Below are 13,889 nucleotides of genomic sequence, written 5' to 3' on the forward strand. Positions count from 1 at the left end.
CCCCGTCAATGTCACGAACTTTGAAAGTCAACTATGAAACGCTGGTAAAGAAGTTTTACCAGTAAGACCATAAGCAATAGGTATGAAAGCCACAGCTTCCAAGCGAAAAATTCCGATCAAGGTTTTGGGACCAACAAAAGCTTGCTGTTTTTGTGCAAAAATGCTTGAGACGCGGCATTTCGCACCTGCCTCGTCCCGCTTTGCCGTTGCCGCATGACATTTGGTGTAAGGAATGGCAAATTCGCGTTGAGGTCGAATCAACTCCAAAGGAGAAACGAATGGCATTGGTTGCCAAGGGCCGGTCTTGGACGGCAGCAGCAGTTCTTGCAGTGGGCATGATGACGGGAACAGGCATTGCCGAGGCAGCCCAGTGCGGCAATAATGCCGCCGGTTATAATGCCTGGCTCCAGCAGACGATGAAGGAAGCCGCTTCGCGTGGCATTGGCAAGGCCGCGATCGGTGCGCTTGGCAATACCAAATACGCGCAGGCCACTATCAATGCCGACCGCAACCAGAAGAGCTTCAAGCTCTCCTTCGAACAGTTCATGCAGAAGCGCGGCGCTGATACCATCATCAAGCGCGGTCGCGCACAGAAGCAGCAGAACGCCGCTCTCTTCGCTGCGATCGAAAAGCGTTATGGCGTTCCAGCCGGACCGCTGCTCGCGATCTGGGGCATGGAAACAGGCTTCGGCGCCTATCTCGGCAAGCAGCATACGCTGTCGGCTGTCGCGACGCTCGCCTATGACTGCCGCCGCAGCGATTATTTCACCGACCAGCTCTATGCAGCGCTCAAGCTGATCGACCGTCAGGACCTCAATCCAAATGCGGTTGGCGCCATGCATGGTGAAATCGGCCAGACGCAGTTCCTGCCGGTCAACGTCCTGAAATACGGCGTCGACGGCGACGGCAGCGGCCATATCGACATGGCCCGCTCCAAGGCGGATGCTCTCTATTCGACCGCGAACTTCCTTGTCGGCCATGGCTGGCAGCGCGGTGCAGGCTATCAGCCAGGCGAACCGAACTACGGCGCGATCCAGGGCTGGAATGCTGCACAGGTTTACCAGCGCGCCATCGCCGTCATGGGCAAGGCCATCGACGGCAAGTAAGAACTGAAGGCTGAAATCGCAATTTCTCTCTGAAATTGCCGTAGAAAAGCCTCACGTTTCACAGAATAGCCCCAAAGTTTGGGGCTATTTTTGTATGTTTTGATGCGAATTTTCGCGTTTGGAAGACAAAAACGTCAATTTTGGCTGGCCAAAATATGGCAAAACGGCCCCTCTCGATCTGAGAGAAGCCGTTTCAGGAAGCATTTTTTAAATCTGGATCAGGCCGCGTCTGGCCGTTTGAAATCACCCGTCTGGTGATCCATCACCCACAGCTCGCCGGTCGAGATATCGAACCATGCGCCGTGCAGGGTGAGCTTGCCCTTCTTCTCCAGAATATCGACGCAAGGGAATGTGCGCAGATTGTTGATGGAGTAGCGGATCGAGATGCGTTCCAGCGCGGTCTGGCGCTCGCTCTGCGTCATGAGCTGATTGCCACTGATGGCTTCAGCTGCAGGCGCGATCAGGCTCATCCATTTGCCGATGAAGTCACCCGGCGAAAGCGGTGCGCTTTCGGTGTCGAGCGCAGCCTTGATGCCGCCGCAACGGCCATGGCCCATGACGACGATATTCTTCACCTTGAGGCTCTGAACCGCAAATTCCAGTGCTGCCGAAGCAGCATGGTATTCGCCATCGGGCTCGTAAGGCGGAATGAGATTGGCAACATTGCGCAGGACGAAGATTTCGCCGGGCGCCGTGTTGAAGATGGTTTCGGGAGCCGCACGGGAGTCACAGCAAGCGATAACCAGCGTTTCCGGTGATTGTCCCTTGTCGGCCAAATGGCGATATCGTGAAGTTTCGTGGGCAAAATGCTCGCGCATGAAGGTTCGATAACCGGCGAGAAGTGAGTCTGGAAGATCAACCATATTTTTCCAATATCCCTATCGAAAACCGAGATCAATCGAAATGCACTGAACGGACTGCGTCCAATTGGACGCATGATCCCTTTCGCTTTCATGCAAGCTTCTCAAGCCCATATCGCCATGCGAAGACCGAAAGCGTCGCGTTCTTCATGGTCAGGATGCGGGTGCGCTTGACCGCGCGCGTGACGACCAGCCACGAGATACATGGCGCAGGCGTCAAGAAAGTCATCCTCCTTGGCACCGCGCGGGACGCGACCTTTCAAAAAATCTTCCGGCAATCCGCAGTGCTGCAACAAGGCCCGGCGCTCGGCCATTCCTTCCGGATTCACCCGGCTTTTGATCTTCTTCGGCAGGGACATGGCCTTCATGCCATTCAAAACCGCAAAAGCCAGTTCGGGATGCGATTCGATGATACGCTCGGCAAGCCGTAGATCGCAGCGCAACAATTCATCGATCTCGCAAATCTTCGGGAAAAGCCCGAAAGCCTGCCGGGAAACCTTGCGTGGCGGGTCGGTGTGTTCCAGCGACAAAGAACAGCTCTCGCGATAATCTTCGGCATAGACAGCAGCACGCGGCGGAATGGAAAAAACACTCGATTGCCTTCCGGCAAGATGTGCTCGTGCGGCCCGCTCCGCCGACCGCCCGCCCTTTTCCGGCAGGCCGATCGGCATATCGACCGCAATGATCGCTTTATCCGGAAGCGACGCCACCAGGGCGGAGAAACTGCCGAACACTTCCGCTCGCAAACCGCCGCCATCCCCGGTCACGGCGATCCAGCCGCGAGGACAGCCGTCAACACCAGCAAGCACTGGAGCCATAAGTGTCAAGCGCGGAACCCCTTGGTCGGATGCATCAGCCGCCGCGTCTGCACCATGGCCATCGGCGTGGCGAGGCTCGACGCATCGGCTTCCAGCATCAGCTCGTCCGCCCCGCGCTTTGCCGAGCGCGCCATGATTTCGAACACTGCCGCAGTAGTGCTCTGCAGCATCTTTTCCTCCGCCATGCCGGACAGGCGACGCGCCAGAAACACGGCAGAGGTCAGATCACCGAGACCGTTGGTCGGACCATCGACACGGCGATGTTCGGCCATCAGCGCCATGGTCGGCGTGAGCAGAATATTGCCGATGCTGCCGCTCATCAGCGGAAAGGCCGAGGTGACCAGCATGGTTGCCGGACCGGCTTCCAATGCAGCCTCCATCAAGGCGGAATTGTCTTCCAGCGGAACGCCGGTCAGCCATGAAAGCTCGAAACGATTGGGTGTTGCGATATCGGCAAGCGGCAGAAGCTTGTCGCGAATACCCATGGCAGTCGCTTCGGGGACATAAAGCCCCTTTTCATCGCCGATGACAGGATCGCACAGATAGACCGCCCCCGGATTCTTCGCCTTCACGGCTTTGACCAGTTCGGCAACGGCTGCCGCCTGCTCGGGATGACCGAGATAGCCGGTCAGGACAGCACCCACCTCGCCAAGCCACGGTGCGCGCTGAAGATCCTGCATCAGGCGCGAAAACTCTTCCGCCGGTGGCACGATGCGTCCAGCAGGCCCATGACCCGGATGCCATGGCAGCACTACGGTCGGCACGGCCCATACGGGAAAACCCAGCGTTTCCAACGCGAAAACGGCGGCTCTATTGCCAACTGAACCGCGCACGACATGGCTTGAGATGACAATAACGGTTGTCGCATCCGAAGGCGCAGAAAGCGTCATTGAGTACCTAGCTTTGCATGAGATAGAGAATGAGCCAGACGATGATCGCCAGCGTGATGAGGAAGCCGAGCCCGCGCCCGATCCGCGTAGCCCAAAGCTCGATGGGATCATTTTCGGGGGCGTCAGTGGCAGCCAGATGATGCGCAGTGCGGGAAAATCCGCGCCGCACGATGCCTTCGGCACCGGTCTGCTCGCGTTCGAGCCTGTCGAGAATACGCCGGGCCTCTTCCTGACGCTCGCGTCCCGGCCCGCCGCCTTCCCCTATGCCTGCCTGCTGGCGCTCGCCCATGCTCTGCCTGCCCTTTGCAATGACCTAGTGTGGCTTTGAAACCGAAATTCGTTCGCAACCCCGCCCCGGAGTGATACGAATTTCGGATTCGCCACACTAGTTTCCAACAGAAGAAACAGGCACAGCATCACGCTCAAGTCGCAGTTCTGCAAGCAGTTTATTGCAGTCTCATGCGAGCTTCACGATGAGCTTTCCGAAATTACCTCCTTCCAGCAGGGAAATGAAAGCTTTCGGCGCATTCTCCAGCCCATCGACAATGTCTTCGCGATAACGCACCTGACCGTCGGCAATCCACTTCACCATGTCATGGTAAAAGGCTGGCCTCTGATCGGCAAAATCACGCTGGATAAAACCGCGAATGGTCAGGCTTTTCGACAGAACATCCCGCATCACCAGCGGCAGCCGGTCAGGTCCATCGAACGGGCCGCTCTGATTGTACTGCGCAATCAGGCCACAGACCGGAACCCGCGCAAACTGGTTCAGCAGCGGAAACACCGCGTCGAAGACCTTGCCGCCGACATTTTCGAAATAAACGTCGATGCCCTTCGGGCAGGCCTCAGCCAGCTCCTGTGCGAAATTCTTGCTGTGGTGATCGATAGCCACATCGAAACCGAATTCATCGATCAACGCCTTGCATTTATCCGCTCCGCCCGCAATGCCGACAGCGCGTGCGCCCTTCATCCGGGCAATCTGCCCGACGGCAGAACCGACCGGACCGGTTGCGGCCGCAACCACGACGGTCTCGCCCGGTTTCGGCTGGCCGATGGTGAGCAGGCCGGAATAGGCGGTAAAGCCCGGCATGCCAAGAACGCCAAGCGCCGTCGTTACAGGGGCTTCTTTCGGGTGGAGCTTGCGCAAGGTCGAGGCATCGGCAACCGCATAATCCTGCCAGCCGGAATGGGAAAGCACGAAATCACCCGGAGCAAAGCCTGCGCTCTTGCTTTCAACGACTTCGCCTACCGTGCCACCCTCCATCACATCGCCGATTGCCACCGGCGCGGCATAGGATTTGGCCGCGCTCATACGCCCACGCATATAAGGATCGAGCGACAGATAATGCAGTCTCAGGAGAACCTCACCGTCACCGGGGCTCGGGATCGCCGCTTCCTCCAGCCGGAAGTTTTCTGCGGTTGGCCGACCTTCCGGGCGCGATGCCAGCACGATACGGCGATTGATCTTTTCGCTCATGAACGGAACTCCTGACAGTAATGATCGGGCTTCGAGCTACATATTATTAGTTTAGGGCGATGATCGGAAAAGTTGAGCTTTTGCAATCAAAATCAAGCTATACATCCGTTGTGAACGCTTGGCTTGGAAAGCTGTTCCAAAGCTAGCGAATTTGCGCTGTGCATCACCCTCTTTGCAGCGGCCTTGCGCCTTGGGACAAACGACATGAATCAGGACAGACTTTTTCTCTTGAAACCGGGTTTTGAAGATCCGGCTTATCCCGGCCAGCTTTTCTATTGTTGGCATTGCGCCCTCATCGAGGGTGTTCTGGCTTCTTTTCCGGCACTGGGAGACAGGCTGGATATAGAGCGCGTCGACTGGCAGCGCCCGCGCAAGGCCGTCATAGAGCTGGCAGGCGAAGACAACCAAAACCTGCCCTTGCTCATACTGAAGGATGGCGACCGGTCCCCGTTCGAGACCGGGAGGTACGAAGGGCGTTCGCTGATCGGCGACCCTCACAAGATACTGGCCGTCCTTGCGGAGCGGCACGGCTTTCCGCTGCCGCATCCGTAAAACAAAAACCCCGCCACAAGGGCGGGGTTTCGCTTGGGGGACAGTAAGGCTGCCTATTACTTCATCGTTGGGATGACGAATTCCGCACCATCCTTGACGCCCGACGGCCAGCGCGAGGTGACGGTCTTGGTCTTGGTGTAGAAGCGGAATGCATCCGGGCCGTGCTGGTTGAGATCGCCGAAGCCGGAAGCCTTCCAGCCACCGAAGGTGTAGTAGGCGATCGGAACCGGGATCGGCACATTGATACCGACCATGCCGACCTGCACGCGGCTGGCGAAATCGCGGGCAGCATCACCATCACGGGTGAAGATCGCAACGCCGTTGCCATATTCATGATCGTTCGGCAGAGCCAGCGCTTCCTCGTAGTTCTTGGCGCGCACGACCGAGAGAACCGGACCGAAGATTTCTTCCTTGTAGATACGCATGTCCTTGGTCACGTTGTCGAACAGGCAACCCCCCATGTAGAAGCCATCTTCATAGCCCTGCATCTTGAAGTTACGGCCATCGACGACCAGCTTCGCGCCTTCTTCAACACCAAGGTCCACATAACCGCGCACGCGGTCGAGCGCAGCCTTGGTGACCAGCGGGCCGTAATCGGCGGAATTGTCGGTGGAGGTGCCGATCTTCAGCGATTCAACACGGGGAATGAGCTTTTCCATCAGACGGTTGGCGGTGTCTTCACCGACCGGAACGGCAACCGAGATCGCCATGCAGCGTTCGCCAGCCGAACCGTAGCCAGCGCCGATCAGCGCATCGACGGTCTGGTCCATGTCGGCATCCGGCATGATGAGGAGATGGTTCTTCGCACCGCCGAAGCACTGCACGCGCTTGCCGTTCGAGCAGCCGCGGCCATAGATGTACTGGGCAATCGGCGTGGAGCCGACAAAGCCGATGGCCTGGACGTCCGGATCGTCGAGCAGCGCATCGACCGATTCCTTGTCGCCGTTGACGACGTTGAAAATGCCTGCCGGAAGACCGGCTTCCATGAACAGTTCGGCAAGGCGCATCGGTACGCCCGGATCACGTTCGGATGGTTTCAGGATGAAGGCATTTCCGCAAGCAATCGCCGGACCGGCCTTCCAGAGCGGGATCATGGCCGGGAAATTGAAGGGCGTGATGCCAGCAACAACACCGAGCGGCTGGCGCATGGAGTAAGTATCGATGCCCGTACCGGCATTGTCGGTGAACTCGCCTTTCAGCATGTGCGCCGCACCGAGGCAGACTTCCACCACTTCGAGGCCGCGCTGGATGTCGCCCTTGGCGTCGGCAATGGTCTTGCCGTGTTCGCGGGCCAGCAATTCGGCCAGGCTGTCATATTCGGCTTCGACCAGTTCGACGAACTTGCGCAGGATGCGAACACGACGCTGCGGGTTGGTCGCAGCCCAGGCTGGCTGTGCGGCCTTGGCGTTTTCGACAGCCGCGCGCACTTCTTCCTTGGTGGCGAGCGCTACCTTGCCCTGCACCGAGCCGTCGAGCGGCTGGAAGACGTCTGCCGTGCGGCCGCTCTTGCCTGCCACATGCTTGCCGCCGATGAAATGTCCGATATTGCGCATCGAAGAACCTCCCTGATGATCGCTTTGAGGAGCCTGCAAAGCTCCCATCGTTGACATCATCTTGACTCTGCAAATTCATGATTGCAAGGCGATGAAAAGCGTATCCGTTGTGCAAATTTTATAGTAATCAGAATACATCCTTATGCAGAGAGCATCATGAACTGGGACGATATTCGCATATTTCTCGCTGTTGCTCGCTCGGGCCAAATTCTGGGCGCGGCCAAAAGGCTCGGCCTGAACCACACCACGGTTGCCCGACGGCTGACCGCGCTTGAAACGGCGCTGTCCACCACGCTTCTGACACGCCGCACCAACGGTTCGACGCTGACACAGGCGGGCGAGGAGTTTCTGCTCGCCGCCGAACGCATGGAAGCTGAAATGCTTTCCGCCCGCTCGCATGTCGGCAATGCGGATATTGCCGTGTCGGGCACGGTGCGCATCGGCGCGCCGGACGGGTTCGGGGTCAACTTTCTGGCGCCCCGGTTGGCGCGGCTGACACAGAAATATCCGGACCTGACCATCCAGTTGGTGCCGGTGCCGCGCTCGTTCTCACTGTCGCGCCGTGAAGCCGATATCGCCATTACCGTCGAACGTCCGGAACAAGGCAGGCTGATCGCGCGCAGGCTCGTCGATTATACGCTCGGTCTCTATGCGCATCGCAGCTATCTGGAGGCGAACGGCACGCCGGAAAACACCGACGATCTCGCCCGGCACCGGCTCATCGGCTATGTGGAGGATCTCGTCATCAACCCGTCGCTGGCCTATGCGCCGGAAATCAGCCGTGACTGGAAACCGGCCTTCGAAGTGTCGAGTGCTTTGGGACAGGTCGAGGCCGTGCGGGCCGGTGCAGGCATCGGCATATTGCACGCCTTCATCGCCCGCGCCGATCCCGATCTCGTGCCCATTCTGCCGGATCGGGTGATCCGGCGCGCCTACTGGCTCGCCTATCATGAATCTGCCCGCACATTGCGGCGCGTCACCGCCATATCGGCACTCATTTCCGAACTGGTCGAAAGCGAGAAATCGCTGTTCAGTTAAGCATGATCCCGAAAAGTGGAAGCCGGTTTTCGGATCAGATCATGCTAAATCAATTGAGCCGCATATAGGCGACCATGACGCCGACAATCATTGCAGCCGGAACGAACAAGGCGTCGAGGCCGATGAAATAATGGCCGAGACCGCCGCCGACAGCGCCCAGCATCAGGGACAGCCAGACCGCCACATGCTGCAGCCAGCGCCATTTTGGCGTTTCACCGCGCAGCGAACAAGCAAGATCTGCGGCAGCGTTGAAAAGCGTACCGGTCACATAGGTCACGCCAAGACGCGCAGCTCCGATGGGCTGCACCGCAGCATTCTGCGCGCCCATGGCTGCGGCAAGCAGCAGCACCGGCTGGACCAGCAATGCACCCTCGCGCCGCAGCACGCCGACCAGCAGCAGGATCGCCACCACGCTTGCCATCACATAAAGACTGCCCGCACGACCGTATGAACGCACCGCAAGCGTGCCGAAGAAGGCGCCGGAAAAGAACAGCACGATCAGGATCGCGGGAAACCAGACCAGCACAGTGCCCTGCACGCCGGGCTGTCCCGCCAACGCGACACCCAGCTGCGTGGTATTGCCGCTCATGAAGGATGCAAAGAAACCGCCCAGCTGCAGGAAGGCAATCGCATCGACGAAACCAGCCGATGCGGTCAGAACCAGACCGAGCGAAAGTTTGGAATTCGGTGTCATGGGATTGAACTTCGGAATGAAGAAACCCGGCTTGCGGGAAGCCGGGCCTGTTCAGAAGAATATTTACAAGTCAGGCGCGTTTGACGATGCGCAGGATAATCAGGAGGATAGCCGCGCCGATAAAGGCGTTGATGATTGAGGCGACAATCCCTCCGCCAACGGAAAATCCGAGACGCGGCAGCAACCAGCCTGCAAAGAATGCGCCGATCACGCCGACGATGATATTGCCGATCAGGCCGAAACCACCACCCTGCACGACCTTGCCAGCCAGCCAGCCAGCGATCAGACCTACGAAAAGGAATACGAGAAGACTTCCAACATCCATGCGTTTTTCTCCCTCTCAAAACGCAACCGTTCGGTGCGCCTGAAGCGAGTTGACTATATGTTGGGCGGCGGCACAAGGGGGCGGAGGCTCCTCCCCCTGTTAAATCAGGCTACCAGATGCCTGAAAGCCGCGACGACTTCCTCGTAAACCTTGCGCTTGAAGGGAACGATCAGTTCCGGCAGCTCGACCATCGGCTTCCATTCCCAGCGGTCGAACTCGGCAGTGTGTCCGCCGGGCGGCGGGTTGATGGCGATTTCACTCTCGTCGCCTTCGAAACGATAGGCAAACCACTTCTGCGTCTGGCCGCGATACTTGCCCTTGAGTGCCTGGCCGACCAAATGCGGCGGCAGATCGTAATTGATCCAGTCTGACGCTTCTTCGAGCAGCGATACCGACTTCATGCCGGTTTCCTCGTAAAGTTCGCGGATAGCTGCCTCGAGCGGCTCCTCGCCCTTGTCGATCCCGCCCTGCGGCATCTGCCAGAGCTGGGTCGCGCCATCCATCTCATCGCCCGGAATGACGATACGACGGCCAGCCCAGACCAGACCGGCCTTGTTCAGCACCATCAGCCCGACACAGGGACGGTAAGGCAAGCTTTCGGGATCGACGGGACCTTTGTGCTTCGACATGACATTCTCCATGATGTGCAAATTATTGCCGTTCGGGGTCGCGGACCAGCGCCGAGACCGGCACGATTTCAATGCCGCGCTTCTTGACCTCATTGGCCCATTCGGCAACTGCATCGACGGTCACCGCAAAGGACGAGCCGGTGCCGATGGCGCTGCCATTGGCACGCGCAGTCCGCTCCAGTTCATCGAGACGGTCGAGGATCGCGCCGCGCTCCTGCGCCGCATCGATCAGAATATCCGCCGCCGCGAAAGGCACCGCATCGCTTCCTGCAATCCGGTCAGCCTGACTGCGCGCCGAGGTGCCGTCATCGAGATAATACAGGCCGCGCTTTCCGATCTCGCTCAGCACCGGCGAAAAGGCTTCCGTCTCGGATGTAAAACGCGCGCCCATATAATTCATCACACCGGCATAATTGGTCATCCGCGACAGCGCCCACAGCAAGGAAGCCTGGTTCTTGCTGGCACCATCATCCACCGTCAGCGTATTGCGACCGGGATTGACGCGCGGATAGTCGAAAGGCTCCATCGGCAATTGCAGCACAAGTTCGTGACCGTTTTGCCGGGCCGCCTGCATCCAGCGCTGCAAACTGTTGCCCTGCGGCGCAAATCCGAGCGTGACTTCCGGCGGAAGCTTGTCGACTGCCTCCATGCTGCCGGTCTGTGACAGCCCAAGTCCGCCGATGACAAGCGCAATCCGCGCGCCCCGCGCGCCGGACCATCCGGCTGCATAGGCATCCATGGGGCGCAGACCATCCGCCCCGCGTACCGGCAGCGGGCCGGTGGGGCTTTGCTCGACCAGCGCCTGTTCCGGCAGATGGGCGACACGCTTATCCTGTCCGGATTGATGCGTGTTCTGCACCACGACCACATTACCCTCCGCCATACCGGTGGCGGCACCTGGCATACCGGGCGGCATGTCCGGTGTGACCTTGATGATGGCAGGCCCCGGCTGACCACTTGCCCCGCGCAGCGCACTGCCGGGCGGCGGTGTATTGCCGGTTACGGGCTTGGCTTCAGTCTTGTTGGCGACTGGCACTTCGACTTGCGTCGTGTCCACGGCGGCAGTTTCGGTTTTGCGAAAAGCTGCCTGATTGCTCTGCCAGATGGCGAACACCGCGCCCCCGGCAAGGCAAAGCCCGCCTAAAATGACAAGGCCTGTCACGAACGAACGAAAAGCGCGGGAGCGTGAGCCCCCGCGCTTTTGCGGTTTCTTATCCAGTCCTAACGGGCTGTTCAGATCCAGCATGGAGCGATCAGTTCAACACACCCTTCTTCGGATCCGGCGGGAATGCGGCATTGGCCACCTCACCACGCAGGAGCTTGAAGGCTTCGTTGAGCTGGATGTCGTCCTTCGGATCAGCCGGGACATAAGCCGACGAACCGGAGCCATTGTCATCCTCGGCATTGCCCTTGATGTGGCCCTTGAGTTCGGATTCGCCGCGAACGACGTCCTCACCCTTCAGTTCCGGCGGCAAAGGCTGGTCAACCTTGATGTCAGGCGTGATGCCCTTGCCCTGAATCGACTTGCCCGACGGCGTATAATAAAGCGCCGTCGTCAGACGCAGCGAGCCGTTTTCACCAAGCGGAATGATCGTCTGCACCGAACCCTTGCCGAAGGACTGCGTGCCGAGCACCGTGGCGCGGCGATGATCCTGCAATGCACCGGCAACGATTTCCGACGCGCTGGCCGAACCGCCATTGATGAGAACGATGACCGGCTTGCCGTCGGTCAGGTCGCCCTTGCGTGCATCGAAACGGGTCACATCCTGCGGATCGCGACCACGGGTCGAGACGACTTCACCCTTGTCGAGGAAGGCGTCGGAAACAGCCACAGCCTGATCGAGCAGACCACCCGGATTGAGGCGAAGATCTAGCACAAAGCCCTTGAGCTTTTCGGCCGGAATCTTGTCCTGAATATCCTTGATCGCCTTCTTGAGGTCTTCGGATGTCTGTTCGGTGAACGAGATGACGCGCAGATAGCCGATATCGTTCTCGACGCGATAGCGAACGGCTTTCACCTTGATGACAGCGCGTGCGATCTTCAGCGTGATCGGCTTGTCGACGCCCTGGCGCTGGATCGTCAGCTCGATAGACGAACCGATTTCACCGCGCATCTTGTCGACCGCATCGGTCAGCGAAAGACCGCGAACTTCCTGCCCGTCAATCTTGGTGATGAGATCGCCTGCCAGCACACCGGCCTTGGAAGCGGGCGTATCGTCAATCGGCGCGATGACCTTCACGAGATCGTTGTCCATCGTCACTTCGATGCCAAGACCGCCAAACTCACCCTTGGTCTGCACGCGCATGTCCTGCGCGGCTTCCGGGTTGAGATAGGAGGAATGGGGATCGAGCGAGGTCAACATGCCGTTGATCGCGCTTTCGGTCAGCTTCTTGTCGTCCGGCGGCGTCACATATTGCGCGCGCACCCGTTCGAAAATATCACCAAAAAGGGCCAGTTCCTTGTAGACATCGCTATCTTTCCCTGCCGCAAAAGCAGTGGAAGCCGGCGCGCCCTGGACCATCACCATGGCTGACGCCCCCAGAAGGGCCCCGGCGAACAGCAGCGATAGTTTACGTATCATTTTCACGTCCTTCCAGAAAGCCGTTCGGTCCACCAAGGGGCGGGATCGACGGGTTTTCCATCCTTTCGAAATTCAATGTAAAGCAATGGCGCACCATTGCCCACCTCTATCGGTGCAACACTTGCCAGAAGTTTTTCTCCCATCGCGCCGACCGGCTCTCCCGCAAGTACAAACTGGCCTTGCGATACGTCGATTCGACCCATGCCAGCCATGACGACATGATATCCATTGCCCGCGTCGAGTATCAAGAGCTGCCCGTAAGAACGGAATGTGCCTGCGTAAAGTATCACGCCATCGGAAGGTGACGTAATCGTGGCAGAAGGCAAGGTTTCAACGACCTGCCCCATCATGCTGCCGCCGACACCGTCCTTCTCGCCGAAGCGGCGCATCGTCTTGCCAGCTGCAGGCAAAGCGAGCTTGCCTTGTAGCGAAGCAAAATCAATCTGGGCTCGCAGATGATTGTCGTTCGGCGTTGCTTCTCCGGCTTTTTCCCTTGCTGCGGCAAGGCGATCCGCCTCGGCATTGCGAGCGGATTCGGCTGCATCGCGCACGCCCGCCATCTGCTTATCGAGCCCGTCGATAAGGTCTTTCAGGCTGCCTGCCTTGGCCGCCAATTCTTCCGAACGCTTGCGCTGCGCATCGATTTCCTGTTCCGATTGCGACTGCAATTTCTTCTTCTCCTCAAGAAGAAGTGATTGCCGTTTCTGCTCTTCGGCCTGAACCGTGCGCGTCGCCTTCAGCTTTTCCTGCTCTTGCCGGATGGAGGCAGTGACCCGCTGCATATCCTTCAGGTCGCCCGTCAGTTCTTCCACCTGCTCACGCATTTCAGGCACGACAGCGCCAAGAAGCACGGCGCTGCGCACTGAAGCCAGAGCATCGTCGGGCCGCACCAGAATGGCAGGCGGCGGGTTCAGCCCCATGCGCTGCAATGCGGCCAGCACCTCCGCCAGAACGCCGCGCCGTGCGCGCAGCGACGAGCGAATGCCATCTTCCTGCTCGCGCAGCGCGGTAAGCTTGTCGGCAATATCGGCAATATCCTGCTGCAGCTTCTTGTCAGTCTTGGCCGACTGGATCAGCGCTGCGGTGATGGTCGTCTGGTCCTTCTTGAGCCCGGCCACCTCGTCTTCAAGCTGTTTCAGCTTGTCGCCGGTGACGGTGAGTTCGCTGCTGAGCTTCTCATATTCGCTCGCCGCCTGATCACGCTGCTGCTGCAAGGCTTCCTGCGCAAGAACCGACGGCGCGCAGGCGAACACGCCAGCCAAAACGAGGCCAGCCTGCATGAAAGCAAGCAATCGTGGTCTTTTGAAAAGGCGTTCAGGACTCATGCGTGTTCTATCAGGACGAAACAAGGCCAAATTCAGAGCC

At 58.9% G+C, this 13,889-nt stretch carries 16 protein-coding genes; 3 read left to right on the forward strand and 13 right to left on the reverse strand.

Translation table 11 applies throughout. From position 1 onward, the window contains the following. Positions 1-27: 27 nt before the first annotated feature. Complete coding sequence (locus LJ361_RS21225) at positions 28-285, reverse strand: hypothetical protein (RefSeq protein WP_155243315.1); 258 nt, start codon at positions 283-285, stop codon at positions 28-30. Between LJ361_RS21225 and LJ361_RS21230 the strand changes: the two genes are divergently transcribed. Continuing rightward, entirely contained in the window at positions 279-1,106 is an 828-nt protein-coding gene (locus LJ361_RS21230) for a lytic murein transglycosylase (protein WP_010661496.1), read from the forward strand. The two genes, LJ361_RS21225 and LJ361_RS21230, sit on opposite strands and share 7 nt — an antisense overlap. A gap of 218 nt (positions 1,107-1,324) precedes the next feature. Here LJ361_RS21230 and LJ361_RS21235 read toward each other — a convergent pair whose 3' ends face one another. The 5 genes from LJ361_RS21235 to LJ361_RS21255 all read right to left on the reverse strand — a co-directional run bounded on the left by LJ361_RS21235 (position 1,325) and on the right by LJ361_RS21255 (position 5,151). Further along, the gene (locus LJ361_RS21235) at positions 1,325-1,969 is read right to left on the reverse strand and encodes a carbonic anhydrase (protein ID WP_010661497.1); all 645 of its coding nucleotides are present in this window, start codon (positions 1,967-1,969) and stop codon (positions 1,325-1,327) included. Positions 1,970-2,070: 101 nt separating this feature from the next. Then, positions 2,071-2,784, reverse strand: coding sequence for a DUF429 domain-containing protein (locus tag LJ361_RS21240; RefSeq protein WP_010661498.1), 714 nt, complete (start codon positions 2,782-2,784; stop codon positions 2,071-2,073). A 5-nt stretch (positions 2,785-2,789) separates the two neighbouring features. Beyond that, positions 2,790-3,674 (reverse strand): pyridoxal kinase PdxY, encoded by an 885-nt coding sequence (gene pdxY / locus LJ361_RS21245; protein WP_010661499.1) that lies wholly within the window; start codon positions 3,672-3,674, stop codon positions 2,790-2,792. A gap of 7 nt (positions 3,675-3,681) precedes the next feature. Then, positions 3,682-3,963, reverse strand: a complete 282-nt coding sequence (locus tag LJ361_RS21250; RefSeq protein WP_010661500.1) for a hypothetical protein — start codon at positions 3,961-3,963, stop codon at positions 3,682-3,684. A 168-nt stretch (positions 3,964-4,131) separates the two neighbouring features. Further along, the gene (locus LJ361_RS21255; protein WP_010661501.1) at positions 4,132-5,151 is read right to left on the reverse strand and encodes an NADP-dependent oxidoreductase; all 1,020 of its coding nucleotides are present in this window, start codon (positions 5,149-5,151) and stop codon (positions 4,132-4,134) included. Between the two features lie 204 nt (positions 5,152-5,355). Here LJ361_RS21255 and LJ361_RS21260 point away from each other — a divergent pair, with 204 nt between their 5' ends. Continuing rightward, positions 5,356-5,703, forward strand: a complete 348-nt coding sequence (locus LJ361_RS21260) for a DUF3088 domain-containing protein (RefSeq protein WP_010661502.1) — start codon at positions 5,356-5,358, stop codon at positions 5,701-5,703. A gap of 56 nt (positions 5,704-5,759) precedes the next feature. Here LJ361_RS21260 and LJ361_RS21265 read toward each other — a convergent pair whose 3' ends face one another. Continuing rightward, positions 5,760-7,256, reverse strand: a complete 1,497-nt coding sequence (locus tag LJ361_RS21265) for a CoA-acylating methylmalonate-semialdehyde dehydrogenase (RefSeq protein ID WP_010661503.1) — start codon at positions 7,254-7,256, stop codon at positions 5,760-5,762. Positions 7,257-7,412: 156 nt separating this feature from the next. On the opposite strand from LJ361_RS21265, the gene LJ361_RS21270 reads away from it, so the two are divergent. Next, positions 7,413-8,294, forward strand: coding sequence for a LysR family transcriptional regulator (locus LJ361_RS21270; protein ID WP_010661504.1), 882 nt, complete (start codon positions 7,413-7,415; stop codon positions 8,292-8,294). A gap of 49 nt (positions 8,295-8,343) precedes the next feature. Here the strand turns inward: LJ361_RS21270 and LJ361_RS21275 are convergent, their stop codons facing one another. The 6 genes from LJ361_RS21275 to LJ361_RS21300 form a co-directional block, all read right to left on the reverse strand. Continuing rightward, positions 8,344-8,988, reverse strand: coding sequence for a YoaK family protein (locus LJ361_RS21275; RefSeq protein ID WP_010661505.1), 645 nt, complete (start codon positions 8,986-8,988; stop codon positions 8,344-8,346). Positions 8,989-9,058: 70 nt separating this feature from the next. After that, positions 9,059-9,313 (reverse strand): GlsB/YeaQ/YmgE family stress response membrane protein, encoded by a 255-nt coding sequence (locus tag LJ361_RS21280; protein WP_010661506.1) that lies wholly within the window; start codon positions 9,311-9,313, stop codon positions 9,059-9,061. Between the two features lie 104 nt (positions 9,314-9,417). After that, on the reverse strand, positions 9,418-9,942 hold the full coding sequence (locus LJ361_RS21285) for an RNA pyrophosphohydrolase (protein WP_010661507.1): 525 nt from the start codon (positions 9,940-9,942) through the stop codon (positions 9,418-9,420). Positions 9,943-9,964: 22 nt separating this feature from the next. Further along, positions 9,965-11,188 carry a divergent polysaccharide deacetylase family protein gene (locus tag LJ361_RS21290; RefSeq protein ID WP_010661508.1) on the reverse strand — a complete coding sequence of 408 codons (1,224 nt, stop codon included), beginning with the start codon at positions 11,186-11,188 and terminating at the stop codon, positions 9,965-9,967. 7 nt (positions 11,189-11,195) lie between these two features. Beyond that, the gene (locus tag LJ361_RS21295; RefSeq protein WP_010661509.1) at positions 11,196-12,524 is read right to left on the reverse strand and encodes a S41 family peptidase; all 1,329 of its coding nucleotides are present in this window, start codon (positions 12,522-12,524) and stop codon (positions 11,196-11,198) included. A 2-nt stretch (positions 12,525-12,526) separates the two neighbouring features. After that, entirely contained in the window at positions 12,527-13,849 is a 1,323-nt protein-coding gene (locus tag LJ361_RS21300) for a murein hydrolase activator EnvC family protein (RefSeq protein WP_264812271.1), read from the reverse strand. Positions 13,850-13,889: the final 40 nt, after the last annotated feature.

The sequence above is a fragment of the Brucella sp. JSBI001 genome (assembly GCF_026014005.1).
Classification (GTDB): domain Bacteria; phylum Pseudomonadota; class Alphaproteobacteria; order Rhizobiales; family Rhizobiaceae; genus Brucella; species Brucella anthropi.

Bases quoted from the DNA above. Each gene is read 5' to 3' on its own strand.
- LJ361_RS21260 (WP_010661502.1), top strand. From the start codon at position 5,356: ATGAATCAGGACAGACTTTTTCTCTTGAAACCGGGTTTTGAAGATCCG.
- LJ361_RS21235 (WP_010661497.1), bottom strand. From the start codon at position 1,969: ATGGTTGATCTTCCAGACTCACTTCTCGCCGGTTATCGAACCTTCATG.
- LJ361_RS21275 (WP_010661505.1), bottom strand. From the start codon at position 8,988: ATGACACCGAATTCCAAACTTTCGCTCGGTCTGGTTCTGACCGCATCG.
- LJ361_RS21270 (WP_010661504.1), top strand. From the start codon at position 7,413: ATGAACTGGGACGATATTCGCATATTTCTCGCTGTTGCTCGCTCGGGC.
- LJ361_RS21295 (WP_010661509.1), bottom strand. From the start codon at position 12,524: ATGATACGTAAACTATCGCTGCTGTTCGCCGGGGCCCTTCTGGGGGCG.
- LJ361_RS21300 (WP_264812271.1), bottom strand. From the start codon at position 13,849: ATGAGTCCTGAACGCCTTTTCAAAAGACCACGATTGCTTGCTTTCATG.
- LJ361_RS21255 (WP_010661501.1), bottom strand. From the start codon at position 5,151: ATGAGCGAAAAGATCAATCGCCGTATCGTGCTGGCATCGCGCCCGGAA.
- LJ361_RS21225 (WP_155243315.1), bottom strand. From the start codon at position 285: ATGCCATTCGTTTCTCCTTTGGAGTTGATTCGACCTCAACGCGAATTT.
- LJ361_RS21240 (WP_010661498.1), bottom strand. From the start codon at position 2,784: ATGGCTCCAGTGCTTGCTGGTGTTGACGGCTGTCCTCGCGGCTGGATC.
- LJ361_RS21265 (WP_010661503.1), bottom strand. From the start codon at position 7,256: ATGCGCAATATCGGACATTTCATCGGCGGCAAGCATGTGGCAGGCAAG.
- LJ361_RS21285 (WP_010661507.1), bottom strand. From the start codon at position 9,942: ATGTCGAAGCACAAAGGTCCCGTCGATCCCGAAAGCTTGCCTTACCGT.
- LJ361_RS21280 (WP_010661506.1), bottom strand. From the start codon at position 9,313: ATGGATGTTGGAAGTCTTCTCGTATTCCTTTTCGTAGGTCTGATCGCT.
- LJ361_RS21290 (WP_010661508.1), bottom strand. From the start codon at position 11,188: ATGCTGGATCTGAACAGCCCGTTAGGACTGGATAAGAAACCGCAAAAG.
- LJ361_RS21250 (WP_010661500.1), bottom strand. From the start codon at position 3,963: ATGGGCGAGCGCCAGCAGGCAGGCATAGGGGAAGGCGGCGGGCCGGGA.
- LJ361_RS21230 (WP_010661496.1), top strand. From the start codon at position 279: ATGGCATTGGTTGCCAAGGGCCGGTCTTGGACGGCAGCAGCAGTTCTT.
- pdxY (WP_010661499.1), bottom strand. From the start codon at position 3,674: ATGACGCTTTCTGCGCCTTCGGATGCGACAACCGTTATTGTCATCTCA.